Here is a 23,752-nt window from a genome sequence, read left to right on the forward strand (position 1 = left end):
TCGGCGCGGTCGAACTACTGGAACTCCGCCTCGGCGAGGACGTCGTTGAGATCCGCCCGGATCCGCTCGCCCATCTCCCGATCGCGGGCCGTCGTCACGACGCGGTTCTCCTGGACGCTCGACCCGTCGCGCAGGAGCATCCGGACGTTGCCGCCGTCGTCGGCGCGGGTCACCTTCGCCCGGAGCCCCGACTGGGAGCCCTTCCCGCCGGCGTCGATCGGTCCGGGGATCACCTTCTTGACGTGCGGGTGGCCGGCGACCGTCTGGATGGCCCGCATACCGGTCCGGCCGCCGATGAGCGTCGAGTGACTCCCGCCGATCTTCTCCGCCGGCGGGGTCTCGACCACGTCGAGCGCGCGATTCCCGCGCCGTTCGAGGACCGCCTGGACCGGGTCCTCGTCGTCGACGCGGTAGAACTGGTGGTGAATGTCCTCGCGAACGGCCCGTATCACCGCGCGCGAGCCGCCTGCGTAGACCTCTTCGGGTCGCTTGCGCCGGATCTCGTCGCCGATCAGGCCCGCGAAGTTCCGCAGTTCGACGACCTCGTTCTCGCCGTCCTCCGGCATCGTCGTCACCGTCGTCTCCCCGAGGACGTCGTCGGTCGCGTCGGCGGCGGGATCGCGGTCCGAATCGTCTCCCGCCAGCATCGTCAGCGTCGCCCGATCGCGCGTCGCGTCGAGCACCACGGCCTCGGTGTTCGCCTTCCGGCAGACCAGACAGAAGTCCCCGGGTTTCTCGAGCGGCGAGGCGCAGTGACGACACTCCATAGCGGACGTTCTGTCTACGGTAGTAAAACGGGCGTGTTTTTCCGCCGTCGATCGACCGCGTGGAATCGACGGCTACGCTAGTAGCAACTGAAAGTCAATGCGTACCGGATCGCAGGTCAGCGTCGCGATCCGTGTGTACAACGTTTCAGTCGCTACTATAGCCCGCCGGTCCCCTCGCGTCGGCGAGGTTCGCCCCGCAGGCTTGGCAGTACCGCGCCCCCTCGGAAACGATCGCCTCGCACTCGGGACAGACGACGCCCTCTCCGCTCTCGTCGGGCGCAGTCTCCGACTCGCTCTCGAGATCCGTTCCGCAGGACGGGCAGTACGTCGCGTCCTCGACGACGCGCGTCCCGCACTCCGGGCAGGGTCGCCGTCGCTCCCAGAGCACCTGTCGCCGGGAGTTCGAGACGTAGTTGTACGCGCCCCAGACGACGTTCCCCAGCCCCAGCGTCCACCAGAACGTCAGGATCGCGACGATGACGTGGGAGGCGATCGAACCGAACTCGCGATCGACCATCACGACCCGATCGGGGCCTTCGTCCTCGATCCGCCAGCCCTGTGCCACGAGATCGTCGATCTCACGCTTGAGACGCTTGCTGCGCATACGATCTCGTAGGAGGCGAACGAACAAAACCTGTTCACACCGATCGCGGTGACAGTCAGTCCGTACGACAGGAGTGAGGGGTACGTCACGATCGGGGGACGATAGCCGGGGACTACTCGTCGATCGGTTCGGCGTCGAAGTCGATCCCCCGCCGACAGGCTGCCGTACGCAGGATCGACGCGGCGCGATCCTCGTCGACGTCGTCGAGAAGGCAGTCGACGAACTCGCCGAGGAGTCCGTGCTTGATCCGGAGGTCGACGTACTCCACGTGACCGCCGGCCACGACGACGTCGACGTCCCACTCGCCGTGTTCCGGGCCGGTCATTCGTACGTCGACCCACTCGTCAGCGGCCGTTTCGGGGGCTGTAAACACATCGTTGGACATAGACTGCCGTCCGGAAGCGACGGAAGTAGATAAGCTTCGCGCCCGAGTGACAGTTCGAATCGGCTGACTGACGTCCCCCGAATCGGCCGACGAACGCTCGGTACCTACCTCCCGCCCGACGATCGACGCGTGTACTTACCATCCTCCAGTACGCGAGAGGAGTATGACCGGACTCCTGCAGGCCGTCGCGGCGGTCACGCTGGTCGCACAACCCGACGGTATCGGTACCGACGTCGCCGTGACCGACGGCCTCGTCGGCAGTGCGGTCGGGGCCTTCCTGACGACGCTGGTCGTCGGGGCGATCATGATCGCGGTCGTCCCGGACTACACGGACCGGATGACGACCGTCGTGCTCGAAGACCCCGTCGAATCGTTGCTGTACGGAGTCCTCTCGCTGGTCGCCGTCTTGCTCCTGGCCCTCCTGCTGGTCGTCACGATCATCGGCGTCTTCGTGGCGATTCCACTCGTGCTGGTGGCCTCCCTGATGTGGGCGATCGGGTCGGCGATCGCGTACCTCGCGATCGGCGAGCGCCTGGTCGGCCGCGACGACGGCTGGCTGAAACCGTTGCTGGTCGGAGCGGGACTCAACGGCGCGCTCGCACTGACCGGGATCGGCGGCCTGGTCGCGTTCGCCGTCGGCGCTGCCGAGTTCGGCGCAGTGCTCCGGACGGCCCTCGCCTGAGCGGCGGCAGCCGACCCGATCGGCAGTGGGATCCGCGACCAACCGTTTCTAACTGCTCCCGCGGACTCCGGGACTCGCGGCCTGGAACTGCCGTGGTTACCCGAGATCGATCGGATCCACCTTCAGGTACTCCCGGAGGACGACCGTCGCGTACGATCCCTTCGGCAGGGAAAACGAGAGAGTCAGGGGGTCGCGATCGATTGCGAGATCCGTGCGAACCAGGATCGCGCGCCGCGTCCCGCTCGAGTAGAACTCGCCGGGCAGATCGAAGTCGCCGGGGTCGAGGTCGAGGTCGTCGAGGACGGCGCGTTCGATCTCGCCCTGTTCGCCGTCGGCGAGGTCGGTCTCGGTGCCGACCAGCGGCGCGGTGACGAACGCGCGCCCGCGTTCGCAGTGGCGCGTCACCGAGTCGACGCGGCGATCGTCGACCCGCTGGAGTCGGTCCGTGTCGGGAAGGACGAGTCCCTCGGGGGCGTCGGTGTCCGCGAAACAGACCACGTCGCCCGCGACGGGCCGATCGAACGGCAGACCACGCTCCAGGCGCTCGCTCAGCATCCGGTTGAAGGCGTACGACTGGGCGGCGTGGACGAACAGCCGCTGGAGGTTCGACGGGACCCGTTCGAGCGCGGCCCGAAACGTCTCGGGCCCGGGGTCGCCGTCGCACGCGGCCAGTTCGTGCAGCATCGATCGCTCGTAGCGCAACCGGTTCGGAACGCGATCGAGGGCGTCCTGCCAGTTTCTCGTCTCCTCGACGAATGCCCGCGCCTCCTGCGTGTCCTCCGGTTCCGCCTCGGTCGGTCGCCCGAGGTAGGCCATCACCGCGCCCTCCCAGTCGCCGCGGACGATTTCGAGGCCGACCTCGTGGGTGATCGGCCGCCGGCTGCCGAACCGTTGCTGGCCGAAGAAGTTGGGGACGCCGATCGGCGTCGCCGTCGCTGTATCACTCTCGCTATCGCCTCCGCTGTCGAGACCGCCGAACGCGCGTAACTCGTCGGTGATCGCGGCCGCGTTCTCGGGCCGATCGGGATCGCTGACGACGAGTTCGAATGCGTTGCCCGCGAGGTCGCCGAACTCGATCGATCGGCCGGCCCGGCCGAGGACCTCGATCTCGGCCCCGCTGACGTCCGGCAGGTCCGCGGGATCGGCGCCGTAGACCGAGAAGAGTTGGGTCGTCACCGCGTACTTGTCCTTCGTCCCGGCCCAGTTGACCCGTTCCCGCGAGACGCCGAGCGCGTCGGAGAGGCGGGCGGCGAAGTCGTTGGTGTCCCACCCGCGCAGGGTCGCCCGGAACACGAGGTGCGGGTAGGCGTCCGTTCCCGCCTCGACGGGTTCGGTGTCGAACCGTTCGAGTTCGCGCACCCGGAAGTGCTCGTCGTCCTCGCGCAGGTGACCGCCGACGCCGTCGGCGTCGGTGACGTAGTACTCCATACCGACGGCCTGCTCTGTGGGGTGGGCCGGACGCATGCTGGATACCGTTCGTTTCGGGTGCTCGCGGTAAAGCGGTTCGCTCTCCCGCCTTCGGACCCGCCCGCGTTTCGATCGCTCTGACAGGTTCGAATCAGTCGCGGGCCCGATCACGGAGCAGCCGTGGACCCACGGTGGACCGGCGAACCGCCGATCCGGACGCGGAAACTGCGGACGTTTTTCAGCCGGGCACCACTACCGGACGGCAGTGAACCCCATCGAGAGGTACCAGTCGGCGATCGTCGTCCTCGCGATCGTCGGCGGCATCGCAGCGGGTCAGCTGTCGGGCGTTCCCGCCGTCTCCGAACGGCTGATCCTCCCGTTCCTGCTGGTCATGCTCCTCGGGGCGTTCCTCCAGATCCCGCTGCCACGGCTCCGGCAGTCGTTCGGCAACCGCCGCGTCGTGGGGGCGAGTCTCGCGGTCAACTTCGTCTGGAACCCCCTGTTCGCCGTCGGACTCGGCTTCGTCTTCCTGCGGGATCAGCCGGCCCTCTGGGTCGGGCTACTCATGCTCATGGTCACGCCGTGTACAGACTGGTACCTCATCTTCACCGATATCGCGAAGGGAAACGTCCCGCTCGCGACGTCGCTGTTGCCCTACAACCTCGTCCTCCAGCTGGTACTCCTGCCGGTCTACCTCTACGCGTTCGCGGGCGAACTCGTCGTGGTTCCGATCGGAACGCTCGTCGAGAGCGTTCTGCTCGTTCTCGTCGTGCCGCTCGTTGCCGCCGCGATCGGCCGTGCGACGTTGCCGACGCTGCTGGGTGAGACCTACTTCCAGCGGACGCTCCTGCCGGCCCTCGGACCTGTACAGATCGCCTTTCTCGCCCTGGCGATCGCGGCGATGTTCGCATCGCAGGGTGAGATCGTTCTCGACAACCCCGGCGTGCTGGCGCTGCTCGCGGTGCCCGTGATCGTCTTCTACCTCGTCAACTTCGTTCTCGGACTGGGGATCGGCTACGTCGCCGAGTTCAGTTACGAGGACGTCGTCTGCTTCGAGTGTACGACCCTGTCGCGGAACTCGCCGACCGCCCTCGCGATCGCTGTCGTGGCCTTTCCGCACGAACCGCTGATCCCGCTGGCGCTGGTGATCGGTCCGCTGCTCGAACTGCCGCTCCTGAGCGTCGTCTCGCAATTGCTCCTGGGGATCCGGAACCGAGGACTGTGGGACGTGGATTCCGCGGTCGGAAGCGAGGCGGAGTAGGGGCGATGAGTCCTGCGGACCGGAGTAGAGAGCGATGAGTCCTGTGGTCCCACGGACCCACAGTTCTGCGATCTCGCCGGATCTCGCTTCGGATCAGACGTCGTAGAACCCGCCGTGGAACCCGAGCGGGATGTGGTGCTCGATCGTCGCCCGCCCGCGCTCGGTGAAGTCCGCGGCGTCCAGCACCAGGAGGAACGATCGCTCGGCCTCAGCGTCCAGCACGACCGAGAGGACGACGCCGTGGTCTTCGCGGGCCGCATCGGGTGCCGCGACGAAGACGGGTTCGCCCGGGTACGTACCCGCTTCCTCCCAGATCGTCGTCCTGCCGTCCGTGACGTCGACCTTGACGAGCCGGTTCGGGACGTCCGCCGGCGGACTCCGCCGGTTGCCGACGCCGTAGACGTACCGGTACGGCCCCGCGTTGCACTCGTCGTAGTGTATCCGCGGGAGTTCGATCGGCGCGTCGGACAGGCGCTCGCGGTCGATGCCGTCCTCCCGGACGCGGTGCCGGCGGAGGGTACCGCCCTCGACGGCGAACTCGGGGGATCGCAGTTCGTCGAGGTAGAACGCTTCGACGATCGACGCGTCGTCGTACGCGACGACGTCGACGACCACCTCGTCGTCGGTCTCGAAGGCGTTGACGTGATGGAACGCGAAGAACGCGTCGGTCACCGGATCGGCGGCGACGTCGCCGGTCTCGCGGTCGACGAGCAGGAATCGCGTTCCGCGCTCCGGTCGCCAGCGGTAGTTCTCGACGAACGGACGATCGCGTGCCAGCAGTTCCAGCGGGTCGATCACGAAGGGGAATTCGACCAGGACGACGTAGTTCTCGGTCAGCCCGAAACTGTGCATGTACGCCGGCCGCTTCCTGTCGACGGTCGCGATCACCTCCCGATCGCGGGTGCCGTCGGGCATCCGGTAGACGCTGTACGTGCTCGTCCGGGAGAACTCCGTGACGTAGTTGTACGTGTCGCCGTCGTCGTGGTGCGAATGAGCGGTCGTCACGTGGCCGTCGACGTCGTCCTCGTACTCGGCGAGTCCGACGGTCTCCAGCGTCTCGGGGTCGAACTCGACGGGGATGGGCGTCTCGGTCATCGAGACGAACGCCTCGGCCTGCTTCGAGATATTGACGTTCGCATTGTCGGTGACCTCGGGCGAGAACAGTGAGAAGAACCGTTCGAAGATGTCGCGGCAGGGGTCCGTCGCGAACTCCCGGTACCGGAGTTCCCCCTCCGACGCCACGTGGGTGTACGCCTCGCTCTCCAGGTACCTGTTCGTGTAGCGGACCTCTCCGTTCGCGACGGCGAAGGCGTGGAGCATCGCCAGTCCGTCGAACCAGTGTCGCAGGTCCCGGTCGCCGGCCTCGAACTTGGCCGGTCCCGTCCGGAGTAGCGATCCCTCCAGCCACGCCGGAATCTCCCCCTCGACGCCGAGTTGCCGGTCGCGAACCTCCCTGTCGAGCGTCTGGAAGGCCACCCGCCGTCGCTCGACCGCGTTCTCGTCGCCGGGAGGCGCAGTTCCGGTGCCTGCTCGGTCCTCCTCGGGACTAGTCATCGGAACCCCCTCGCATGGCGGTCGCGGCCGACCCCTGTACTCGACCGCCTCCTGTCGGGTACTCGGACATCACGCTCAGATAGGTCGACGATCGTGGTAACAGTACTCCCAACACTGAGTCGATCCGGGACGTCGGGCCGCCACTGAAAGCGGGGGAGAGAGTACGAAGTCGCCTCGTCAGTTCGGCTTGACGAGGATCTTCACGTGATCGCTCTCGGGATCGAGAAGCCGCTCGAATCCCTCGTCGACGATCTCTTCGAGCCCGATTCGGCCGGTGATGAACGGGTCCGGGTCGAGCCGTCCGTCTCCGAGCATCTCGATCACCATCCCGTACTCCTCGTCGGCCCGCGGCCCGCCGAGGTACGCGAGCGTCCCGGTCAGCGTCCGTTCGGCGAGGACGAGATCGTTCGGGTGGGTGCTCACTTCCTCCTCCCAGATGCTCACGATCGTCGTCCGGCCGCCCGGTGCCGTGCTCTCGATCGCTGCGTTGAACGACGCCTCGACGCCCGCGACCTCGAACGCGACGTCGACGCCGCCGCCGGTCCCAGCCACGATGTGCTCGACGGCGTCCGTGCTCGACGGGTCGACGAGTTCGTCGGCGCCGCAGTCGCTCGCACGTTCGCGCCTCGCGTCCCGTGGCTCGGAGACGTAGATCGTGCCCGCGCCGGCCGCCCGGGCGCACTGGATTACGGATAGCCCGATCGGGCCGCTCCCGAACACCGCGACCGCGTCGCCGGCCTGGAGTCCCGAGCGACGAACCGCGTGCAAACCGACGGCCAGCGGCTCGACCAGCGCGCCGTGTTCGACCGGGACGTCGTCGCCGAGCGGAACGGCGTGTTCGGCGTCGATGACGGCGCTCTCGGCGAACCCGCCGTCGCCGCCCGAGAGCCCGAGGAACCCGATCGAATCGCAGATGTGGTAGTCCCCTCGCCGGCACTGTCGACACTCACCGCAGTAGAGGATCGGATTGACGGCGACGGCGTCTCCCGCGTCCAGGCCCTCGACCGCCGATCCGACCTCGGTGACGGTGCCGCTGTACTCGTGGCCCATCCTGATCGGTGCCGTCTCTCCCGAAACCGGGTGCGGGTCGCCCTCGGGAACGAAAATCGGCCCGGCGGCGTACTCGTGGAGGTCCGAGCCACAGATCCCGCAGGCCTCGACGTCGATCCGAACCTGCTCCGGCTCGACGGTTCCGTCGTCTACGTCCTCGACGCGGATGTCCTCTCGACCGTGATACGTTGCTGCTTGCATGGGTGAAGTACGGTACCACCTCTCGCAGTATAACTACTCCTAGGGGCCATCGAACTGGTTCTCCGGCGGCGAGCGATCCGATCGCTGTCGACGATCAGTCCGCGACGTCGGCGACGAGGTTACGAACGTACTCGAGTTCGTCCTCCAGTACCGTGTGGCCGACGCCCTCGTAGATTCGTGACTCCATCTCGGCGTCGAGGTCCTCGAACACCCGCGCCGACTCCTCGACCCGATCGACCGGGATGTGCGGATCCTGGTCGCCACAGCCGATGAACACCGGCGTGCCGTCCATCGATCCCTCGTACTCCCGCGGCGTCCCCTCGGGGCCGATCAGCCCCCCGCTGAGCGCGACCACGCCGCCGTACCGATCGGCGTTCCGGGCCGCGTACTCGGTCGCGAGACAGCCCCCTTGCGAGAACCCCAGCAGAACGACCCGATCGAGCGGGATCCCATCGCCGTTCGCGCCGCCGCCGGCGTCCGTCCCCGCGTCGTCGAGCGTACCCGTTGTCACGCGGGCGACCGTCTCGTCGAGCAGTTCGAGCGCGGAGTCGAGGTGGGGCTGGTTGGTCTCGAGGTCCGCGAGAAAGGAGTTCGGGTACCAGCTTCCCCGCTGGGCCTGCGGTGCGACGTACGCGACGTCGTCGCAGTCGGTCTCGTCCGCCAGGCCGAGCATGCCGCGAGCGCGTGCACCGCGGCCGTGAACGAGGATCATCGCCGCCGCCGCGTCCGCGAGGTCGGGCCCTGCGCGTTCGATCGGCTGGTCGCCGTGTGGACCGGATACCATGTCCGTAGCCACGGTGCCCGGCGGAAAAGACGTTGGTGACGCGGCGAAGGAGACGCGGTTTCAGTCGACTGGAACGCGGGACCTCGATTGCGGCGTGCGACCGAAATTCGGGCGGCCGGTCGAAACTCGCGGTCCCGCCGGCAAGGAGGGGGCGACGAAACTGCGTCGCCCGACGCATCTCGTCTAACGGCGGTGTCGTTCTCCAGAATTCCGCTCGCAAAGAGTTAATATAACAACCGTCGTTTCAGCTAATGTATGACAGTTGTGAACGCGATTCACGTGTTGAACACGGCGGACTGGACGATGCCCGAGGGGATGATGATGCAACTGGGCGGCGACGACCCGGTCACCGCGAAGTGTCCGGCGTACCTGCTCGAACACCCCGACGCGCTCGTGCTGTTCGACACCGGACTCAGCCACGACCTCGCCGCGGACCCGACCGGGTACGGCGCCCCGCACCTCGAGGACTTCGCGCCGGCGATCGAACCCGAGGCGACGCCCGAGGAACACCTCGCCGATCTCGGCTTCGACGCCGCCGAGGTCGATCACGTCGTGCTGTCGCACCTCCACACGGACCACGCGGGCAACCTCGACCAGTTCGTGGACGCCGAGTTCTACGTCCACATCGACGAACTGCGGTACGCGTGGTGGCCGGACCCGCCGCAGGCCGCGTTCTACGTCGACGCCGATCTCGATCCGCTTCGCCGGCCGGAGACCGACGTGGTGGAGGTCCCCGGCCGAACCGACCTGCTCGGCGACGGGAGCATCGAACTCGTGCCCACGCCCGGGCACTCCCCCGGCCACCAGTCGGTCAAAGTCGAACTCGACGGCGAGACCGTCATCCTCGCCAGCGACCTCGCGAACCGCCGTGTCGGGTACGAGGAGGGGCTCGTCGCTCCCTTCAGCTGGTCGACCGACGAAGCTCTGCACTCCCTGCGCGAGGTGAAGGGCGTAGCACGCGCCGAAGACGCCGACGTCGTCGTTCACCACGACTCGGACGACCTGGCGCGGCTGGCCGAGAAGCGAGTCAGGTAGCCGGATCACGTACCCGACGCGACGCTCAGAACAGCGAGAGGTCGCCGGTGACCCGATCGACCCGATCGTCCGCGGCCGGGCCGACGGCCAGCGCCGTGACGGTGCCCGGTTCGAGTTGCGTGTGCCCCGCGTCGCGGATGAGCGCGTTCGGAACGCCCTGGCTGTCCGCGATTTCAGAGAGTTCGTGCAGCTGGCGTTCGCTCTCGCCCTTGAGGACGACCTTTTTCTGGCCGCCGTCTTTCCACTGGCGCTGTAGCTGACTGTCCGCCTTCTCGTAGGCCGACAGCGACGCGTGAGCGACCTGCGCGGCGAGTTTTCCCTTTCCCATCCCGATGTCGGTGCGGGCGACGATGGCCTGTTTCATAGCGCTACCGACGCGATCGGCGTCTATAATCCCGGTGATCCAGTCCGACGGTTTTACGACCTGCCGATTCCACTGCCTGCGTAATGATCCTCTCCGACGCGGACATCCTCGATCGCCTCGAGGCCGGCGACCTCGTCGTCGACCCGCTCAACGATCCGGACCTGCAGATCCAGCCCGCCAGTATCGACCTCCGACTGGGACGGGAGTTCCTCGAGTTCCAGCGGACGAACATCCCCTGTATTCATCCGAACTCCGAACAGGAGGTCGACGAGTACGTCACCGAGACGATCGTCGAGGACGGCGACGACTTCATCCTCCACCCCGGCGACTTCGTCCTCGGAACGACCTACGAGCGCGTCGAGATCCCGGCCGACCTGATCGCCCACGTGGAAGGGCGATCGTCGCTGGGCCGACTCGCCGTCGTCGTCCACGCGACGGCGGGGCTGTGCGACCCCGGTTATCGCGGCCAGATCACCCTCGAACTCTCGAACCTCGGCACGGCGCCCGTCGCGCTCACGCCGGGGATGCGCATCTCACAGCTCACCTTTACCGAACTCAAAACCCCCGCCGATCGCCCGTACGGGAGCGATCGCGGCTCGAAGTACCAGGACCAGGACGGACCGCAGGCCTCCCGCATCCAGAGCGACGACGAGTTCGGCGGCGATCAACTCGATCGCGAGGACTGACGAGGAGAATCGGCGGACCCGGCGTCGAATCGTTATAGCTGTCCGTCGCCCGTCGCCGCCGGTCCCCGGAGCGCGATCCACGCGCCGAGGAGGAGGCCGGCGACGACGCCGACCCCGATCGCCGCGTTCGCAGTGAGTCCCGCGACCAGCGTCGCCAGGGCGATCCCGGCGACGAGACCGATCATGAAGCCGGCGAACGCGCCGGTGATGCGACGGCGTCGCGGCGGCGCGTCGCCGGTGAGATCCGTGGTGACGCCGGCCGTCGCGATCGCACCGGCGATCGCGCCGACGAAGAGGCCGAGGACGATGGCAAATCCGCCCCAGTCGTGAGCGAGTTCGGAGACGAGCGTCGCGACGACCAGGAACGTGGCGACGCCGGACGCGATCGCGAGGACGATAGAGTTGCCCGTCATCGTTTCCCCGTACGTTTTCCCGGCACCCGCATAAATCGTGCGTCGCGTCTCCGTGCCGGCGAGCGATCGGGGCCGGAGTCCGCACGTGTCGTCCCGGCGAGGAAACCGGCGAGCGACGTGGAGCACGACCGCTCGCGATGACAGTACAGTTATCCGCCGGGCACTCGTACGGTCGGCTAACAGATGCGATTCGTCGAAGAGATCGTCGTCGATGAATTTCTCCCGACCGTCCGGTCGCTGCTCGCCGGCGCGCTCCGCGATCGCGGGCTGACCCAGAGCGAGGTGGCCGACGTCCTCGGGATCAGCCAGAGCGCAGTGTCGAAGTACGCCCACGGCGACGTCACCGTCAACGAGCGGATCGCGACGGACGAGCGCGTCGAGGCCCTCGTCGAGGAACTCGCCGACGGACTCGCAGCCGGCGACGTCCGGCCGGTCCGGGCGCTGATCGAGATCGAGGTCCTGATCCGGGAACTCGAGCAGGGCGGCGACCTGCTCGCCCAGTTGCACGAGGAGGCCGTACCGGAACTCGCCGACCACGGCGCGAGTTTCCGCGTCCACGACCCCGAGAGCGACCTCCGGACCAGCGAACGCGTCCTCTCCTCGCTTCGGCGCGGCCTACGCCTCCTCGAGAACGCGAGCGGGTTCGCGAGCCTGATCCCCGCCGTCGGCTCGAACCTCGTCGCCTGCACGCCGGACGCCGACGACATCGACGACGTCGCCGGCGTTCCCGGTCGGATCTTCGACGTGAAAGGGAAGGCGACCGTACCGGCCGATCCCGAGTTCGGCGTCTCCGAGCACGTCGCGACCGTCCTGCTCGCGGCACGGCGCCACGATGTAGACGCCGCCGCGGCGATCAACATCAGATACGACCCGAAACTGCTCGCCGAACTGACCGAGCGCGGTCACGTCACCGCCGAGTTCGACGAAGCCGACGACGTCCCCTCGAGCGTCGGCGCGGCCCTCGAGGACGAACCGGACGCGACCGTCCTCTACCAGACCGGCGGCATGGGGATCGAACCGCTCATCTACCTATTGGGGCCGGACGCGGAGTCGGTCGCGGACACCACCCGATCGCTCCTCTAATTCTCTGAGACCACACACATGGGCTCGGAAACTGCACAGGAGTTCTACGGTCGCTGGGCGTCCCTCTACGACCTGATCGCCCGTCGAACGCCGGGTATCCCGCGACTTCGCCGGCGTGCGGCCGCCGCCTGTCGACTCGATCGCGGCGACACCGTCGTCGAGATGGGCTGCGGGACCGGTGCGAACCTGCCGTACCTGCGGGAACGAGTCGGTCCCGAGGGAACCGTCGTCGGCGTCGACTTCACTCGGCCGGTGCTCGATCGCGCCCGCGACCTCACCGCCGAGTACGACAACGTCCACGTCGTCCGCGGGGACGCGACGCGGCCGCCGATCGGCCGCGCGAACGCGGACGGCCCGATCGCGGACGGCGGTGTCGACGCGATTCTCGCCACCTTCGTCGTCGGGATGCTCGCCGATCCGGCCGGCACGGTCGACGACTGGTGTGACCTCGTCGGCCCGGGCGGTCACGTCGTCCTCGCCAACGCCGCGAGCAGCGACGCGTGGTACGCCCCGCCGGTCAACGCCGCGTTCCGGGCGGTCGTCGTCCTCTCGACGCCGCCCACGACGAAACTGCGGTACGCGGACGACCCCCACCGGCGACTCGACGCGAAGGTCGACGCCGCCCACGCGCGACTGCGCGATCGATCGACCGCGATCGCGGACGAGACGCACGTCTTCGGCGTCGTTCGGCTGACCGGCGGGCGGATCGAGTGACCGCGATCCGACCCCGACCGGAACGGCACGGAACCGGGCGTCAGTTCGGGGACCGAAACACGCCAGAATAGACCGCAACCGCTCGTTAGCCGTCGTGACGGCGCCCGATCGCGATTCCGAGGACCGCGAGCAGGGCGGCGGCCGTCACCGGAACGCCGAACCCGGGGAGCGAGTCGTCGGCGTCGGGGTCGTCCGCCGCTGACTCCTCGCCGGACAGTGAGAACGTCGCTTCGAATCCGTCGAGCGACGTGCCGGCGTCCCAGCTCGCCTGCCCGTCCGTCTCGGCGTCCGGCGTCGGTGTCGTCGTCTCGACCGTCGACCCGTCCGGACCGGCGAGGACGACCGTTCGATCGGGCTGGTACCCGCTCGCGAACGGTTCGGTCACGACGAGCCGATCGTCCTCGACCGCCGCGAGTCCCTCCCAGGTCACCGAGAGCACGACGACGCCGCGATCGTCGTCCGTCGTGCGGACGTCGATCGAATCCGCCGTGACCGTCATCTCGCGGTCGACCTCCTCGCTCGCGTTTGCGGCGACCGACCCCGTTCGATCGGCGAACCGATCGAGCAGTTCCGTGCGGGTTTCGTCGTCGGTTTCGAGCGTCTCGAACGCGTCACGCTCGTCCTCGTCGGCGAAGTCGTAGACGCTGACGAGCGACACGGTGGCGTCACCGTCGGCCGTCAGTTCGACGTGCAACATCGGTTCGTCGGCGTCGGCGGGAGCGGCGATCGACTCACCGGTACTGGTACCGGCTACCGGTGACACCAGGAGCCCCGATAGCACGACGAGCACGCCGAGTGCGACGATCCCTCGTCTCATTCTCACTGGCTTCCGTCGTCGTTCTCGGTCTGCTGGTCCTCCTCGGAGGTCGACTCTTCACCGTCCGTCTCGCCGTCTTCGGAGGTCGACTCTTCATCGTCCGTCTCGTCGTCCTCGGTCGCGTCCGATCGATCGTCGTCAGTGTCCGTCGTCTCCGAATCGTCGGCGTCCTCGGGCGCGTCGCCATCTGCGGCGGGCGGTTCGATCGGCGCGCCGGGTTCGCGGTCCGCGTCGACCGGCTGGCCGACGCCCTCACCCGCGATCGAGCGGGCGATTTCGGCGACCTCGGGTCCGGTGAGTTCGCTCGCGTTTTCCGCGAGCGTCTGGATCGCTTCGACGTCGATCCCGTGCGCTTCGGGGTTCTCCAGTTCACTTGCGGTCGCTGCCGTGCCGTTGGCCAGCCGTTCGGTCGTCCGCTGTTCCGCCGCGATCGCAGCCATCTCGCCCTCGTACTGGCCGCGGGTGAGTTCGCCGTCCTCGTAGGCGGCGTTCAGTTCCGCGGTCCGGTTCTCGAGGTCCGCGATGCGGTCCTCGACGTCGGCCTGCTGTTCCAGGACGACGTCAGCTTTGGCGTCCTCGGACTGCGCGGCGGCGACCTTGATCCCGTACGCGCGTTCCGAGACTTCACCGTTCAGTTCGGTCTCCTGGACGCCGACGGTGGCTGCCAGCTGTTCGCCGGGCGCGACGGCGTCCTCGTCCTCGGCGTCCTGTTCCTGTGCGTTCGCGGCCGCGCCGACGTCGGCAGCCGCGAGGGGCATCGCCGCCATCGAGACGGCGAGTAGCAGTGCGAGTACGATCGTCGTTGGTCGCTTCATGGCGATTGGGACGTGGCGCTCTCGCACCATATACAGGGTCGATTATCACTCCGGTTCAACGACTATTAACGACGTTTGACACCGTTGGCGACCCTCGGCAACGGTCGTAAATTCGGCGAAACGGTCCGCCGCCCTCGTGCGATTACGGTCGGTTCGGCCCTCGTTCGCAGTGTGCGTCTCTCAATCCCCTCGTTCTCCGGATTCGATCACCGCGTCCTCCGCTTCGGGCAGGGAGAGGACGTTCTCGCGGCCCAGTCGGAACGACTCGAGTTTCCCCTCCTCGCGCAACCCGCTGACGACCTTGCTCGTCTTCGCGTCCGTCCAGCCGAGTTCCGAGACGACGTCCTGTTGTTTCATGCGGCCGCCGCGCTCCTCGAGGAGGCGGAGGACGCGTTCTTCGTTACTCAGGAACTCCTCGGGAACGGGTTCGTCGTCCGCATCCCCATCGGTCGTCGCCGCCGGTCCGTCTTCGTCGTCACCGTCGCCATCGCTGTCGCCACCCGGAACGGGCGCGGGAACGCCGCTCGATCCCTGCCGGCGATACCACGCCGCGACGCCGAGTCCGGCGACGCCGAGAACCGCGACGCCGATCGCGATCGTCGAGAGCGACGGTCCAGATCCCGTCGTCCCGGTCGAGACGACCATCCGGGGTTCGCCGGAGACGAACTCCGTTTGCGACCCGCGCCAGATGACCGCGTTCTGTCGCCGGTCGTCAGGTTCGGGGCTCGCGCTCGTCAGTTCGTACTCCTCGGGCCACGAGATCAGCAATCGAGTCCCGTCGTCGAGATAGTAGCCCTCGATCGCGTCCCCGGCGCGCAGTTCGGTGCCGTCCACGACGGCGAAGCCGTTCCACTCGAACGTGTACCTGATGACGCCGTACTCGCGGGCGAGCGACTGTCGCTCCGTCTCGACGGCGAACCCGTCGGTCGACATCTCTCGATCGGTCGCGTTGGTCGCCACGGCGACCGTCGAATCGATCCGATCGGCAAAGCGCGTCAGGTACGGCTCCGGATCCTCGTCGATCTCGGCCGCGACCGACTCGAAGGCCTCGGTCGACTCGTTGTCGTCGAGTTCGACCCAGAACTCCACGGTCCACTCTGCCGAGCCGTCGGCCGCCAGGGCGACGTTCATCCGGGCCCGGTCCGGATCGACGTCTTCGGGCGCCGCCGAGAAGCCGTCCGGGGAGTCGGCGGCGTGATACCCCGACTCGCTCGCGGCCGCACCGGCGACCGAAATCGGTCCTGAAACGACCAGCGAGAGCGCGAGGGCGACGATCAGCAGCCGGCCGATCGATCGAGGGTTACGGTCGGTCATTCTCGTTTGGGTCTCGACGACGTCGATCCGTTTGCGATCTATCCAGGGGAGAAAAACGGGGAAAGCGACGTCGGAGACGCATCCGTCGAATCACGGAATTCAGTATACTACGGCACTCTAATACGCTTTTTGATCGCTTTCGAAAAATATGACGCTGCTGAAGAATCCGCGAGACCTGCTCGGGCCCCGACCCGATTACTTCGTCGGCGGCGCGACCGCACCGGGCGTGACCTCGGAGACGGCGTCCCCGAGCGAGTCGATCGCACCGTCGAGGAAGTTACTGATAGTGCCGAGCAGATCCGAAACGAAGTCGGGCACCGGCTCCGGGAGGTCCTCCGGCGGGCCCTCGCCCACCGTTGCCGTTGCCGTTCCGGCCGCCCCGACGAGCAGGGCGACGCTGACCACGATCGCGAGTAGTACGTGTCGACTCATGACGAATGGATACACGACGGGACCGTTCTTCAACCGGTCACATTTTGTCGCCGCTTTGCGCCGGTTTTCGTCCGATATCGTCGATTTACCCGCCGAATAAGTTGTTTCGGCGAGCGAAACACCCCCGATCCCCCGCCGCGACCGCCAGTTCGGGGGGATGGTGCGTCGAGTCCCTCGTACTCTCCACGCTCGCGGATCGCCGCCGGGTTGCCAGCGCTCGTCACGGTGCGGTGGGACGGCTCGCGACCGGTCGTGATCCGTCCCCGCGACTCAGTTCGTCCCGTACAACCGCGCGTGCTCGTCGCAGAACGCTGGCTCGCGAAGCTGTGCCTCGATCAGGTCCGCGTGGTAGTGGGCGTTGAAGAGGCGACACTCCACTCGATCGCAGAACGATTCCCCCGTCTCGAGGTAGTGGACGGCCTGGAGGACGTATCCCTTCAGCGCGTCGGTCGATCGGGGGTCGTCCTCGATCAGGAACTCGCCCTCGACGCGGTTCTCGAGGACCTCGCGGGGCGGCGTGTCGCCGGAGAGCAACGAGTGGCGCTGTTTCTCCCTGTAGTACGCCTCGGGCTTCGCCGGGGCCTCGTAGAGGCCGGGGACCGAGACGAGCGCCGGTTGTCCGAGCACGTTCACGCGCTTGTGCCAGCGGCCGTCGTGGTCGCCCCACGTCCCGATCGCCCGGTCGAGCACCGGCACGTGGAGCGTCTCCAGGCCGCGTTCGTCGTCGGGCAGGGCGGTGTTGAGCGCCCGCTGGACCTGGATCCCGTCGTAGAGGACGCCACCTTCCCGATCGGGATCCTCGAGTGCCCGTTCCTCGTAACGGATCGTCCCCAGCATCGTGTTGCCCGTCTCGGGCTCGTACGGCGATCGCACCCGCGCTTCGGCGAACCGTTCGGGGAGGTCGTCGGTCCGGTGCTCCTCGAGGAACCGGTCCCGTACCGTCACCGTCGCGTCGACGCGATCCGCGAGCCAGTCCGCGATCGCATCGACGTCGACGACGGTCGTCGGAGCGCGATAGCAGATGACGCTGTCGACCATGTATGACCTAGTCGTACCACCGGGTGAAACTGTTGCGGTCGGTATCCCGTTCGCCGTCCGGTGACAGTTCCGGTGAGAGACGTCGCGATGCCGGTCCGGGCGATCGTATCGACGCTACCCGTCCAGAAACGCCGGCCCCTCGACGGTCTCGTCCGCGGCCTCGCGCCAGGTGTGGGCCGGCCGCCAGTCGAGTTCGCGATCGGCTTTCGCCGTGGAGAACGCCGACTGCTCGCCCTCGAGGGCACACTGTTCCGGGAGCGCGCCGAAGACGGTCTCGATCACGTCCGCGGTCGGTCGACCGAGATAGTTGTCCGCGGCCATCGCGTGATACGGTTCGTGGCCGTCGAGGTCGGTGTGGAGGGCGGCGTCGACGATCGAGACCACGTCGCGGACGTCGACGTACGACCAGTAGTTGCCGCTCCGATCGGCCGTCTCGAGATCGAACGCCGCGGCGACCTCGCGGGCCTGGTACTCGCCGGGGTACTGGACCCACGACGGCCGGATCGAGGCGATCGAGATGCCGTGTTTGCGGACCGTCTTCGCGGCGAGTTCCTCGCCGACGAGTTTCGACGCGCCGTAGCCGTCTTCCGGCCGTTGCGGATGGGCTTCGTCGATCGGGAGGTAGTCGGGGAGGAACGGCTCCGCGGCGAAGGGCATCCCGTAGAGGCTCTCGCTCGAGGTCCAGACCACGTCCGCGCCGACCCGGCCCGCGGCCTCGAAGACGTGGTAGGTGCTCTCGACGTTCGTCAGGAACGTCTCGGTACCGGTCGTCTCGCCCATGCGCGGAATCCCCGCGGCGTGGACCACCGCGTCCGGATCCTGGGCGAGGATCACCTCCCAGGCCTGCCCCTGTTCGGCGAGATCGGCCGCGAGGAAGGACGCGTTCTCGCGTTCGCCGGGCGGCCGCTCGAGGTCGATGCCGACGACCTCGTGGCCCTCGCTCGCGAAGTGATCGACGATCCAGCTTCCGACACCGCCGGTCGCGCCGGTGACGACGAGTTTCATGTTCGAAGGCTGTGTGCAAGTCGCGAAAACAGTGTGGGTTTCGGCCGGAGCGTTTCGGCCACCCTACGCTCCGGCGATGCGCCTGGTTCGGCCGCCTGTACCGCCGATCGACTCCGTATCAGTCGTCGGCTAGCGTCGCGCGACTGGTGATGTCGACCGGTTCGGCGTCGACGCCGAGTTCGTCGATCGCTTCCTGGGCGGCGCGCTTGCCGGAGACGAGCATGGCACCGAAGGTGGGCCCCATCCGCGGCAGACCGTAGGTCGTGGCGGTCGCCATCCCGGTGACGATTAGGCCGTCGTGAGCGACGCCCGTGTGCTCGACGACGGCGTCCTCGGACTTGCCAACCCACATCGAGTCGTGGCCGGGCGAGTCGTGGCCGGGCGCGCCGTAGCTGTCGTCGCCGGTCTGGTCCATGCCGGTGGCCCGGGCCTCGGCGTCGGCGATCCCGGGAGCGTCGAGCACGCCGTGCTCGTCGAGTTTCTTGACGGCCATGGCGTCGTGTCCGGTCGCGTCGATGACGAGGTCGGCCTCAACGGCGATCGGGTCGACGCAGGTGATCTCGCGGGGCAGGGCGTGGACCGGCGTCCAGTTCATGACGATTCCCGAGACCTTGTGGTCCTCGCGGATGACGATGTCCGTGAACTCGGTCATGTTCTGCATCTTCGCGCCGGCGTCGCAGGCGGCCTTGATAAGGCCGGAACAGGCCTCCGGCCCGTTGGCGACGTAGAGCCCCTCGCTGTCCTCGGACTGCTTGTAGGACACCTCGAGTTCGTCTAAAATCTGCTGGGCCGGATCCCGAACCGTGACCTTGTTCATCAGGAACCCGCCGAGCCAGAAGCCGCCGCCGAGGTAGTTGTTCTTCTCCACGACCATCGTCTTCACGCCGCGCTCGGAGAGTTCTTTCGCGGCCGTCAGCCCCGACGGGCCGCCGCCGACGACGATCACGTCGCTGTCCGAGAAGTCCATGAACTCCTCGGTCCACTCCTGGCCGATCGCACGCGTTACGTCCGCTTCGCCGACGTCGCTGAACTGATCAAAGTCGCTCATACAACTAGGTGGTAGCAACCAGTGGTGAAAAAACTATCGTGGTCGAGCGTCCGTCGATGGACCCGCCCGAAAGCGACGCGACACCGATCGATCCGCCCGATCGACGAGGGCGACCGCGTGGAACGTCCGGGGTTCGGGGAGGCCGGTCAGCGGTACCCCTCCTCGCGTCCCGAACGCTGAAGCCTCGCGGTCACGTAGGCGGGATCGATGGATCGTCGCGGGCTTCTCGGCGTTGCTGCCCTCACTCCGATCGCCGGCTGTCTCAGCTACTTCGAGGATAACGGCGATGAGATCACCGAACCGGGCGATGTCGAGATCGTCTGGGACGATCTGGTGCGGGACGATCCCGGCACCGAGGACGAACGCGTCTACGTCTGGGGAATCGTCAGGAACGTCGGCGACCGCGAACTGAGCTACATCGAGATTCGGGCGACGTTTCTCGACGCCGAGGGCGAGGAACTCGAGACGGTCATCGAGAACGTCGAAGAAGACGTCAGTTCGGGCGGGGAATGGCCGTTCGACGTCGAATTCCCACAGTTCGGCGAGGCGGCCGCCGAGGTCGAGAGCTACGAACTCGAACCGGCGACGGGAGTCTGATCGGACACCAGTATGCTCACGCCCGGATCGACGATCGCGGTCGGAAGCAGTGGGCCGATCGGACCCCACAGCGGGGAGCCGATCGACCGGACGTACCGACGGGCCGGACGCACGAGACACCCACGGACCCCCCGCCCGACGTCGGCTGACGACGTCGACGTCGAGCGCGGGAAACAGACGAACGGAATTCAGTCGCCATGACGGACCACGACGAAGGCGTCTCGACGCTCGCGAAACAGGGCGGCATCACGTTCGTCGGGAACGTCGTTAAGGGCGTGCTCGGGTTCGCGATCGTCATGCTGATGACCCGGTTCGTCAGTCCGTCGGTCTACGGACTGTTCGTCCTGGCGACGTCCGTGATCCTCTTCACGCAAGTGTTCGCGAATCTCGGGTTGCCGCTCGCGATCGACTACTTCGTCCCACAGTACCTCGACGAGGGCGAGCACGGGAAGGCCAAGGGCGTGATCGTGCAGGTGACGGCGACCGTCCTCGTCACCTCGTCGCTCGTCGCGCTCGTGCTCGCCGTTAGCACGGCCCGGATCGGGGACTTCTTCCAGGAGCCCGCGATGCGGATCGCGCTCCTGTTACTCTCGGTCACCATCCCGATGCTGGCGATCTACAAGGTCCTGCTGACCTCCTACTACAGCATCAAGAAGCTCCAGTACCGGGTGATCATGCGCGACATCGTCCGGCCGATCGTCCGGTTTGTCGTCACCGCCGGCCTCCTGCTCGCCGGGTTCGGTCTCCTGGGACTGATCGCCGGCTACGTGATCGGGCTCCTGGTCGCCATCACCGTCGGCACGGCGCTGTTCGTCTCCAGGGCGTGGGACCTGCTGACGGCCGACATCGAACTCGTCGCACCGGCCCCGCTCGTGCGGTACTCCGTTCCGCTCGCGATGACCAGCGTCGTCTTCGTCCTGATGGGACAGGTCGACTACTTCCTGCTCGGCTACTTCCTCTCGTCCGACAACGTCGGCATCTACCGCGTCGGCTACATGCTCGGCTCCGGTCTGATGATCATCTTCAACTCCCTGTCGCCGGTGTTCAAACCGCTGATCGCCGAAACGCGCGAGGATACCGCGCTCGTCGAACAACGGTTCCAGATCATGGCCCGCTGGATCGTCGGGATCACCCTGCCGTACGCGATCGTCCTCTCGCTCGGCGCGAGTTCCTACCTCGCCGTCCTCTACACCCCCCAGTACGCCGCGGCGAACGTCGTCGTCGTCCTGCTGGCCGGCGCGTTCCTCTTCAACGTCACGTTCGGCGGTCCCGACGGCACGCTCCTCCAGGGACTCGGCTACTCGCGGATGGTCTTCGTCAACACGCTGGTGCTGTTCGGTGCGAACCTCCTCGTCTCGATGACGCTCATCCCGATCGTCGGCATTGAGGGCGCGGCGATCGGCTCCGCCACCGCGCTGTTCCTGGTCGGCGCGCTGACGCTGGGCGAGGTGTACCACCTCGACGGCATCCACCCCTTCACGCGGGACTTCGCGAAGGTCGTCGGTGCCGGCGTTCCCGCGACGATCGCCGGCGCACCGATCGTCCTCCTGGTCGAGTCGGACCTGGTGATCGTCGCCATCCTCCCGATCGTCGTGATCATCACATTCGTCCTCTCGCTGATCGCGACCGACGCGTTCACCGACGAGGACGCCCAGATGGTCGCCGAGTTCAGCCCGACCCTCCGGAAGTGGCTCCCGGCCAGCCTCCTGAACCGCTGACTCGGACCCCCGGCCACTCGTACGGATCGTTGTAACGTTTTACCGGTGATCGCCGCCCCGATGGGGCGATCACCGGTGAAGAATCACAACAGCCCGTATCAGTCGACGAACTCCGTGTCACTCCCCGCAGTCGTCCGATCGTCCGCGGGCGGCCGGTCGCCGTCCTCCTCGCCCGACTCGTCCTCGATCACGCCCTCGCGCCACGTTCCCAGTCGGAACCAGGCGACGGCGACGACGAACGAGACGGCCATGCCGAACGAGTAAGCCCACCAGATCCCCTCGATGCCCCAGTCGAGCGCGCCGATCGAGACGCCGGTACCCGGGAGCGTGAGCGTCCACGCGAACGCGAGGACGAGTGCGACGGGCACCCGGAACACCCACCGCGAGAGGAACGACAGGGCCATCGCCGCCTTCGTGTTTCCGGCCCCGCGGAGCGCGCCCTGGACGACCATCACGCCGGCGAACAGCGCCCAGAACGGGGCCGTGATCCGCAGGAAGACGACGCCCTCGGCGATCACCGCGGGATCGGCGACGAACAGGCGGATCGCCTGCGCCGGGAACGCGACGAGCACGGCCGCGACGGCGAAGATGAAGACCATCGTCGCCGCGGTCGCGGTGCGTGCGACCGCCGCCGCCCGATCGGGCGTCTTCGCGCCGAGGTTCTGGCCGACGCCGGTCGCGGTCGCCTGCCCGACCGCACCCGAGACCGCCCACGTCACCGACATCAGGCGGACCCCGATCCCGTAGGCCGCCGTCGGCGCGGCACCGAACCGTGCGACGAAGCCGGCCATCGCCACCGCGGCGAAACTGCGCGCCCAGCCGTCGATCGTCGCGGGGTAGCCGACGTCGACGAGCTGTTTCTGAATCGCCAGGTCCGGCGCGAGATCGGCGATCCGGAGGCGAACCCCGAACCCGCCGTCCAGCAGGATGTAGATCCCCGCCACCGTCGCCAGGCCGCGGGAGATGAACGTCGCGATCGCCGCACCGCGGGTTCCCATCGCCGGGAACGGCCCCCAGCCCAGGATGAAGAACGGGTCCAGCACGACGTTGATTCCCGCGGAGATGAACACGAGCCACATCGCCGTCTTCGTGTCGCCCGCGCCCTGTAGCGACGATCGGAACGCGAAGAAGAGGAAGGTAAGCGGAAGGGCGAGGAAGATCACCTCGATGTAGGCCAGTGCCTCGACGAACACCTGGTCGCGTGCGCCGATGAGCGCGAGCAAGGGGCGGCGAGCGGCGAGCCCGATCGCCGCCAGCACCGTCGAGACCGCTAGCGTGAGCAGGATCGTCTGGGCGACGACCCGGTCGGCCATCCGATCGTTCCCCGCGCCGACGTACTGGGAGACCAGCGCGATGGTGGCGGCGGTGATCCCCATCGCGGTCGAGACGAACATCCACGAGAGCGGAAACATCAGGGAGACGGCGGCGACCGCCTCGGCGCTCACGCGACCGACCCAGAACATGTCCGCCAGGTTGTAGACGGTCTGGAGGAGGTTCCCGAGGACGAGCGGCCACGAGAGTGCAAGCAGTTTCGGGGGGATGGCCCCCGTCGTCATGTCGACCCGTTTGCGATCGGTCGAGGCGTCCGTCTCGGCCACGATCGGTTCTCGTCCGTGTCTCACCCGGGCGACGGAAAAGCACTCCCGTTCCCAGTCGCCGTTGCCGGCTTTCCGATCGTCGGGTCCGGGACCGTCGGCCCGACGTGTCGCTCCCGTTCATGCCGCTCTCGGATCGTCGCTAAGCGTCGACTCGCGGCGTCGAAAACGCAAGCGCGTCGAGGAGTCGGCCCCGGGCTACCCGCGCACGTACAGCGTCACGAAGGCGACCGCGCTGAGAGCGAGCAGCGAGTGGGTGCCGACGGACTGAACGGTGCTCACCACACCAACACTGAGGATGAACGCCACCGCCGCGACAGTGGTAAGTTGCTCCTGGCACGGGATTGGTGTAGCCATGTTCGACCGTTCGATAATTACCACTA

The 23,752-nt window shown here is 67.4% G+C and carries 26 protein-coding genes; 8 read left to right on the forward strand and 18 right to left on the reverse strand.

The annotated features are described in order from the left end of the window. Positions 1 to 14 precede the first annotated feature (14 nt). From AC6I6X_RS12350 to AC6I6X_RS12360, 3 genes are all read right to left on the reverse strand, one after another. Positions 15 to 767, reverse strand: a complete 753-nt coding sequence (locus tag AC6I6X_RS12350) for a DUF2103 domain-containing protein (RefSeq protein WP_497930823.1) — start codon at positions 765 to 767, stop codon at positions 15 to 17. A gap of 145 nt (positions 768 to 912) precedes the next feature. Next, positions 913 to 1,371, reverse strand: coding sequence for a zinc ribbon domain-containing protein (locus AC6I6X_RS12355; RefSeq protein ID WP_497930824.1), 459 nt, complete (start codon positions 1,369 to 1,371; stop codon positions 913 to 915). 112 nt (positions 1,372 to 1,483) lie between these two features. Continuing rightward, positions 1,484 to 1,756, reverse strand: a complete 273-nt coding sequence (locus AC6I6X_RS12360; protein ID WP_497930825.1) for a hypothetical protein — start codon at positions 1,754 to 1,756, stop codon at positions 1,484 to 1,486. Positions 1,757 to 1,919: 163 nt separating this feature from the next. Here AC6I6X_RS12360 and AC6I6X_RS12365 point away from each other — a divergent pair, with 163 nt between their 5' ends. Further along, positions 1,920 to 2,438, forward strand: coding sequence for a DUF8173 domain-containing protein (locus tag AC6I6X_RS12365; RefSeq protein ID WP_497930826.1), 519 nt, complete (start codon positions 1,920 to 1,922; stop codon positions 2,436 to 2,438). A gap of 96 nt (positions 2,439 to 2,534) precedes the next feature. Here AC6I6X_RS12365 and truD read toward each other — a convergent pair whose 3' ends face one another. Further along, complete coding sequence (truD, locus tag AC6I6X_RS12370; protein WP_497930827.1) at positions 2,535 to 3,902, reverse strand: tRNA pseudouridine(13) synthase TruD; 1,368 nt, start codon at positions 3,900 to 3,902, stop codon at positions 2,535 to 2,537. A gap of 208 nt (positions 3,903 to 4,110) precedes the next feature. Here truD and AC6I6X_RS12375 point away from each other — a divergent pair, with 208 nt between their 5' ends. Then, the gene (locus AC6I6X_RS12375; RefSeq protein WP_497930828.1) at positions 4,111 to 5,106 is read left to right on the forward strand and encodes an arsenic resistance protein; all 996 of its coding nucleotides are present in this window, start codon (positions 4,111 to 4,113) and stop codon (positions 5,104 to 5,106) included. A 93-nt stretch (positions 5,107 to 5,199) separates the two neighbouring features. Here AC6I6X_RS12375 and AC6I6X_RS12380 read toward each other — a convergent pair whose 3' ends face one another. The 3 genes from AC6I6X_RS12380 to AC6I6X_RS12390 form a co-directional block, all read right to left on the reverse strand. Continuing rightward, positions 5,200 to 6,660, reverse strand: coding sequence for a carotenoid oxygenase family protein (locus AC6I6X_RS12380; protein ID WP_497930829.1), 1,461 nt, complete (start codon positions 6,658 to 6,660; stop codon positions 5,200 to 5,202). 177 nt (positions 6,661 to 6,837) lie between these two features. Beyond that, positions 6,838 to 7,911, reverse strand: a complete 1,074-nt coding sequence (locus AC6I6X_RS12385) for a 2,3-butanediol dehydrogenase (protein WP_497930830.1) — start codon at positions 7,909 to 7,911, stop codon at positions 6,838 to 6,840. Positions 7,912 to 8,005: 94 nt separating this feature from the next. Continuing rightward, positions 8,006 to 8,695, reverse strand: coding sequence for an alpha/beta hydrolase (locus tag AC6I6X_RS12390; RefSeq protein ID WP_497930831.1), 690 nt, complete (start codon positions 8,693 to 8,695; stop codon positions 8,006 to 8,008). Positions 8,696 to 8,950: 255 nt separating this feature from the next. Between AC6I6X_RS12390 and AC6I6X_RS12395 the strand changes: the two genes are divergently transcribed. Next, positions 8,951 to 9,730 carry an N-acyl homoserine lactonase family protein gene (locus tag AC6I6X_RS12395; protein WP_497930832.1) on the forward strand — a complete coding sequence of 260 codons (780 nt, stop codon included), beginning with the start codon at positions 8,951 to 8,953 and terminating at the stop codon, positions 9,728 to 9,730. A gap of 25 nt (positions 9,731 to 9,755) precedes the next feature. On the opposite strand, the gene pth2 is transcribed toward AC6I6X_RS12395, so the two are convergent. Further along, on the reverse strand, positions 9,756 to 10,094 hold the full coding sequence (pth2, locus tag AC6I6X_RS12400; RefSeq protein WP_497930833.1) for a peptidyl-tRNA hydrolase Pth2: 339 nt from the start codon (positions 10,092 to 10,094) through the stop codon (positions 9,756 to 9,758). Positions 10,095 to 10,177: 83 nt separating this feature from the next. On the opposite strand from pth2, the gene dcd reads away from it, so the two are divergent. Further along, entirely contained in the window at positions 10,178 to 10,780 is a 603-nt protein-coding gene (gene dcd, locus AC6I6X_RS12405) for a dCTP deaminase (protein ID WP_497930834.1), read from the forward strand. Positions 10,781 to 10,812: 32 nt separating this feature from the next. Here dcd and AC6I6X_RS12410 read toward each other — a convergent pair whose 3' ends face one another. Further along, complete coding sequence (locus tag AC6I6X_RS12410; protein ID WP_497930835.1) at positions 10,813 to 11,193, reverse strand: DUF8147 domain-containing protein; 381 nt, start codon at positions 11,191 to 11,193, stop codon at positions 10,813 to 10,815. A 183-nt stretch (positions 11,194 to 11,376) separates the two neighbouring features. Between AC6I6X_RS12410 and AC6I6X_RS12415 the strand changes: the two genes are divergently transcribed. Together AC6I6X_RS12415 and AC6I6X_RS12420 are read left to right on the forward strand one after the other, a co-directional pair. After that, a complete protein-coding gene (locus tag AC6I6X_RS12415) occupies positions 11,377 to 12,276 on the forward strand; it encodes a thiamine-phosphate synthase family protein (RefSeq protein ID WP_497930836.1) in 900 nt (299 codons plus the stop codon). 18 nt (positions 12,277 to 12,294) lie between these two features. Then, a complete protein-coding gene (locus AC6I6X_RS12420) occupies positions 12,295 to 12,990 on the forward strand; it encodes a class I SAM-dependent methyltransferase (protein ID WP_497930837.1) in 696 nt (231 codons plus the stop codon). An 85-nt stretch (positions 12,991 to 13,075) separates the two neighbouring features. On the opposite strand, the gene AC6I6X_RS12425 is transcribed toward AC6I6X_RS12420, so the two are convergent. The 7 genes from AC6I6X_RS12425 to AC6I6X_RS12455 form a co-directional block, all read right to left on the reverse strand. Continuing rightward, positions 13,076 to 13,807, reverse strand: coding sequence for a DUF7345 domain-containing protein (locus AC6I6X_RS12425; protein WP_497930838.1), 732 nt, complete (start codon positions 13,805 to 13,807; stop codon positions 13,076 to 13,078). A gap of 2 nt (positions 13,808 to 13,809) precedes the next feature. Then, entirely contained in the window at positions 13,810 to 14,622 is an 813-nt protein-coding gene (locus tag AC6I6X_RS12430) for a hypothetical protein (RefSeq protein ID WP_497930839.1), read from the reverse strand. Positions 14,623 to 14,802: 180 nt separating this feature from the next. After that, positions 14,803 to 15,936, reverse strand: a complete 1,134-nt coding sequence (locus AC6I6X_RS12435; protein ID WP_497930840.1) for a helix-turn-helix transcriptional regulator — start codon at positions 15,934 to 15,936, stop codon at positions 14,803 to 14,805. Between the two features lie 195 nt (positions 15,937 to 16,131). Then, on the reverse strand, positions 16,132 to 16,368 hold the full coding sequence (locus AC6I6X_RS12440) for a hypothetical protein (protein WP_497930841.1): 237 nt from the start codon (positions 16,366 to 16,368) through the stop codon (positions 16,132 to 16,134). 270 nt (positions 16,369 to 16,638) lie between these two features. Beyond that, positions 16,639 to 17,406, reverse strand: coding sequence for a DUF7001 family protein (locus AC6I6X_RS12445; protein WP_497930842.1), 768 nt, complete (start codon positions 17,404 to 17,406; stop codon positions 16,639 to 16,641). Between the two features lie 114 nt (positions 17,407 to 17,520). Then, a complete protein-coding gene (locus tag AC6I6X_RS12450) occupies positions 17,521 to 18,411 on the reverse strand; it encodes an NAD-dependent epimerase/dehydratase family protein (protein ID WP_497930843.1) in 891 nt (296 codons plus the stop codon). Positions 18,412 to 18,529: 118 nt separating this feature from the next. Beyond that, positions 18,530 to 19,459: a sulfide-dependent adenosine diphosphate thiazole synthase gene (locus AC6I6X_RS12455; RefSeq protein ID WP_497930844.1), complete on the reverse strand. Its 930-nt coding sequence runs from the start codon at positions 19,457 to 19,459 to the stop codon at positions 18,530 to 18,532. 207 nt (positions 19,460 to 19,666) lie between these two features. Here AC6I6X_RS12455 and AC6I6X_RS12460 point away from each other — a divergent pair, with 207 nt between their 5' ends. Next, a complete protein-coding gene (locus AC6I6X_RS12460; RefSeq protein WP_497930845.1) occupies positions 19,667 to 20,056 on the forward strand; it encodes an FxLYD domain-containing protein in 390 nt (129 codons plus the stop codon). A gap of 197 nt (positions 20,057 to 20,253) precedes the next feature. Then, complete coding sequence (locus AC6I6X_RS12465) at positions 20,254 to 21,774, forward strand: flippase (RefSeq protein WP_497930846.1); 1,521 nt, start codon at positions 20,254 to 20,256, stop codon at positions 21,772 to 21,774. 98 nt (positions 21,775 to 21,872) lie between these two features. Here AC6I6X_RS12465 and AC6I6X_RS12470 read toward each other — a convergent pair whose 3' ends face one another. Further along, entirely contained in the window at positions 21,873 to 23,330 is a 1,458-nt protein-coding gene (locus AC6I6X_RS12470) for an MATE family efflux transporter (RefSeq protein ID WP_497931288.1), read from the reverse strand. A gap of 237 nt (positions 23,331 to 23,567) precedes the next feature. Beyond that, on the reverse strand, positions 23,568 to 23,726 hold the full coding sequence (locus AC6I6X_RS12475; RefSeq protein WP_497930847.1) for a hypothetical protein: 159 nt from the start codon (positions 23,724 to 23,726) through the stop codon (positions 23,568 to 23,570). Positions 23,727 to 23,752 lie beyond the last annotated feature (26 nt).

Source organism: Halosolutus sp. YCN4, assembly GCF_059736495.1.

What these genes read in the sequence shown, in the direction of transcription:
- AC6I6X_RS12465 (WP_497930846.1), top strand. Translation starts at nt 20,254, where the DNA reads ATGACGGACCACGACGAAGGCGTCTCGACGCTCGCGAAACAGGGCGGC.
- AC6I6X_RS12425 (WP_497930838.1), bottom strand. Translation starts at nt 13,807, where the DNA reads ATGAGACGAGGGATCGTCGCACTCGGCGTGCTCGTCGTGCTATCGGGG.
- AC6I6X_RS12475 (WP_497930847.1), bottom strand. Translation starts at nt 23,726, where the DNA reads ATGGCTACACCAATCCCGTGCCAGGAGCAACTTACCACTGTCGCGGCG.
- AC6I6X_RS12470 (WP_497931288.1), bottom strand. Translation starts at nt 23,330, where the DNA reads ATGACGACGGGGGCCATCCCCCCGAAACTGCTTGCACTCTCGTGGCCG.
- AC6I6X_RS12350 (WP_497930823.1), bottom strand. Translation starts at nt 767, where the DNA reads ATGGAGTGTCGTCACTGCGCCTCGCCGCTCGAGAAACCCGGGGACTTC.
- AC6I6X_RS12385 (WP_497930830.1), bottom strand. Translation starts at nt 7,911, where the DNA reads ATGCAAGCAGCAACGTATCACGGTCGAGAGGACATCCGCGTCGAGGAC.
- AC6I6X_RS12380 (WP_497930829.1), bottom strand. Translation starts at nt 6,660, where the DNA reads ATGACTAGTCCCGAGGAGGACCGAGCAGGCACCGGAACTGCGCCTCCC.
- AC6I6X_RS12390 (WP_497930831.1), bottom strand. Translation starts at nt 8,695, where the DNA reads ATGGTATCCGGTCCACACGGCGACCAGCCGATCGAACGCGCAGGGCCC.
- dcd (WP_497930834.1), top strand. Translation starts at nt 10,178, where the DNA reads ATGATCCTCTCCGACGCGGACATCCTCGATCGCCTCGAGGCCGGCGAC.
- AC6I6X_RS12395 (WP_497930832.1), top strand. Translation starts at nt 8,951, where the DNA reads ATGACAGTTGTGAACGCGATTCACGTGTTGAACACGGCGGACTGGACG.
- AC6I6X_RS12420 (WP_497930837.1), top strand. Translation starts at nt 12,295, where the DNA reads ATGGGCTCGGAAACTGCACAGGAGTTCTACGGTCGCTGGGCGTCCCTC.
- AC6I6X_RS12460 (WP_497930845.1), top strand. Translation starts at nt 19,667, where the DNA reads ATGGATCGTCGCGGGCTTCTCGGCGTTGCTGCCCTCACTCCGATCGCC.
- AC6I6X_RS12415 (WP_497930836.1), top strand. Translation starts at nt 11,377, where the DNA reads ATGCGATTCGTCGAAGAGATCGTCGTCGATGAATTTCTCCCGACCGTC.
- AC6I6X_RS12435 (WP_497930840.1), bottom strand. Translation starts at nt 15,936, where the DNA reads ATGACCGACCGTAACCCTCGATCGATCGGCCGGCTGCTGATCGTCGCC.
- AC6I6X_RS12430 (WP_497930839.1), bottom strand. Translation starts at nt 14,622, where the DNA reads ATGAAGCGACCAACGACGATCGTACTCGCACTGCTACTCGCCGTCTCG.
- AC6I6X_RS12440 (WP_497930841.1), bottom strand. Translation starts at nt 16,368, where the DNA reads ATGAGTCGACACGTACTACTCGCGATCGTGGTCAGCGTCGCCCTGCTC.
- AC6I6X_RS12360 (WP_497930825.1), bottom strand. Translation starts at nt 1,756, where the DNA reads ATGTCCAACGATGTGTTTACAGCCCCCGAAACGGCCGCTGACGAGTGG.
- AC6I6X_RS12365 (WP_497930826.1), top strand. Translation starts at nt 1,920, where the DNA reads ATGACCGGACTCCTGCAGGCCGTCGCGGCGGTCACGCTGGTCGCACAA.
- truD (WP_497930827.1), bottom strand. Translation starts at nt 3,902, where the DNA reads ATGCGTCCGGCCCACCCCACAGAGCAGGCCGTCGGTATGGAGTACTAC.
- AC6I6X_RS12410 (WP_497930835.1), bottom strand. Translation starts at nt 11,193, where the DNA reads ATGACGGGCAACTCTATCGTCCTCGCGATCGCGTCCGGCGTCGCCACG.
- AC6I6X_RS12455 (WP_497930844.1), bottom strand. Translation starts at nt 19,459, where the DNA reads ATGAGCGACTTTGATCAGTTCAGCGACGTCGGCGAAGCGGACGTAACG.
- AC6I6X_RS12445 (WP_497930842.1), bottom strand. Translation starts at nt 17,406, where the DNA reads ATGGTCGACAGCGTCATCTGCTATCGCGCTCCGACGACCGTCGTCGAC.
- AC6I6X_RS12450 (WP_497930843.1), bottom strand. Translation starts at nt 18,411, where the DNA reads ATGAAACTCGTCGTCACCGGCGCGACCGGCGGTGTCGGAAGCTGGATC.
- pth2 (WP_497930833.1), bottom strand. Translation starts at nt 10,094, where the DNA reads ATGAAACAGGCCATCGTCGCCCGCACCGACATCGGGATGGGAAAGGGA.
- AC6I6X_RS12355 (WP_497930824.1), bottom strand. Translation starts at nt 1,371, where the DNA reads ATGCGCAGCAAGCGTCTCAAGCGTGAGATCGACGATCTCGTGGCACAG.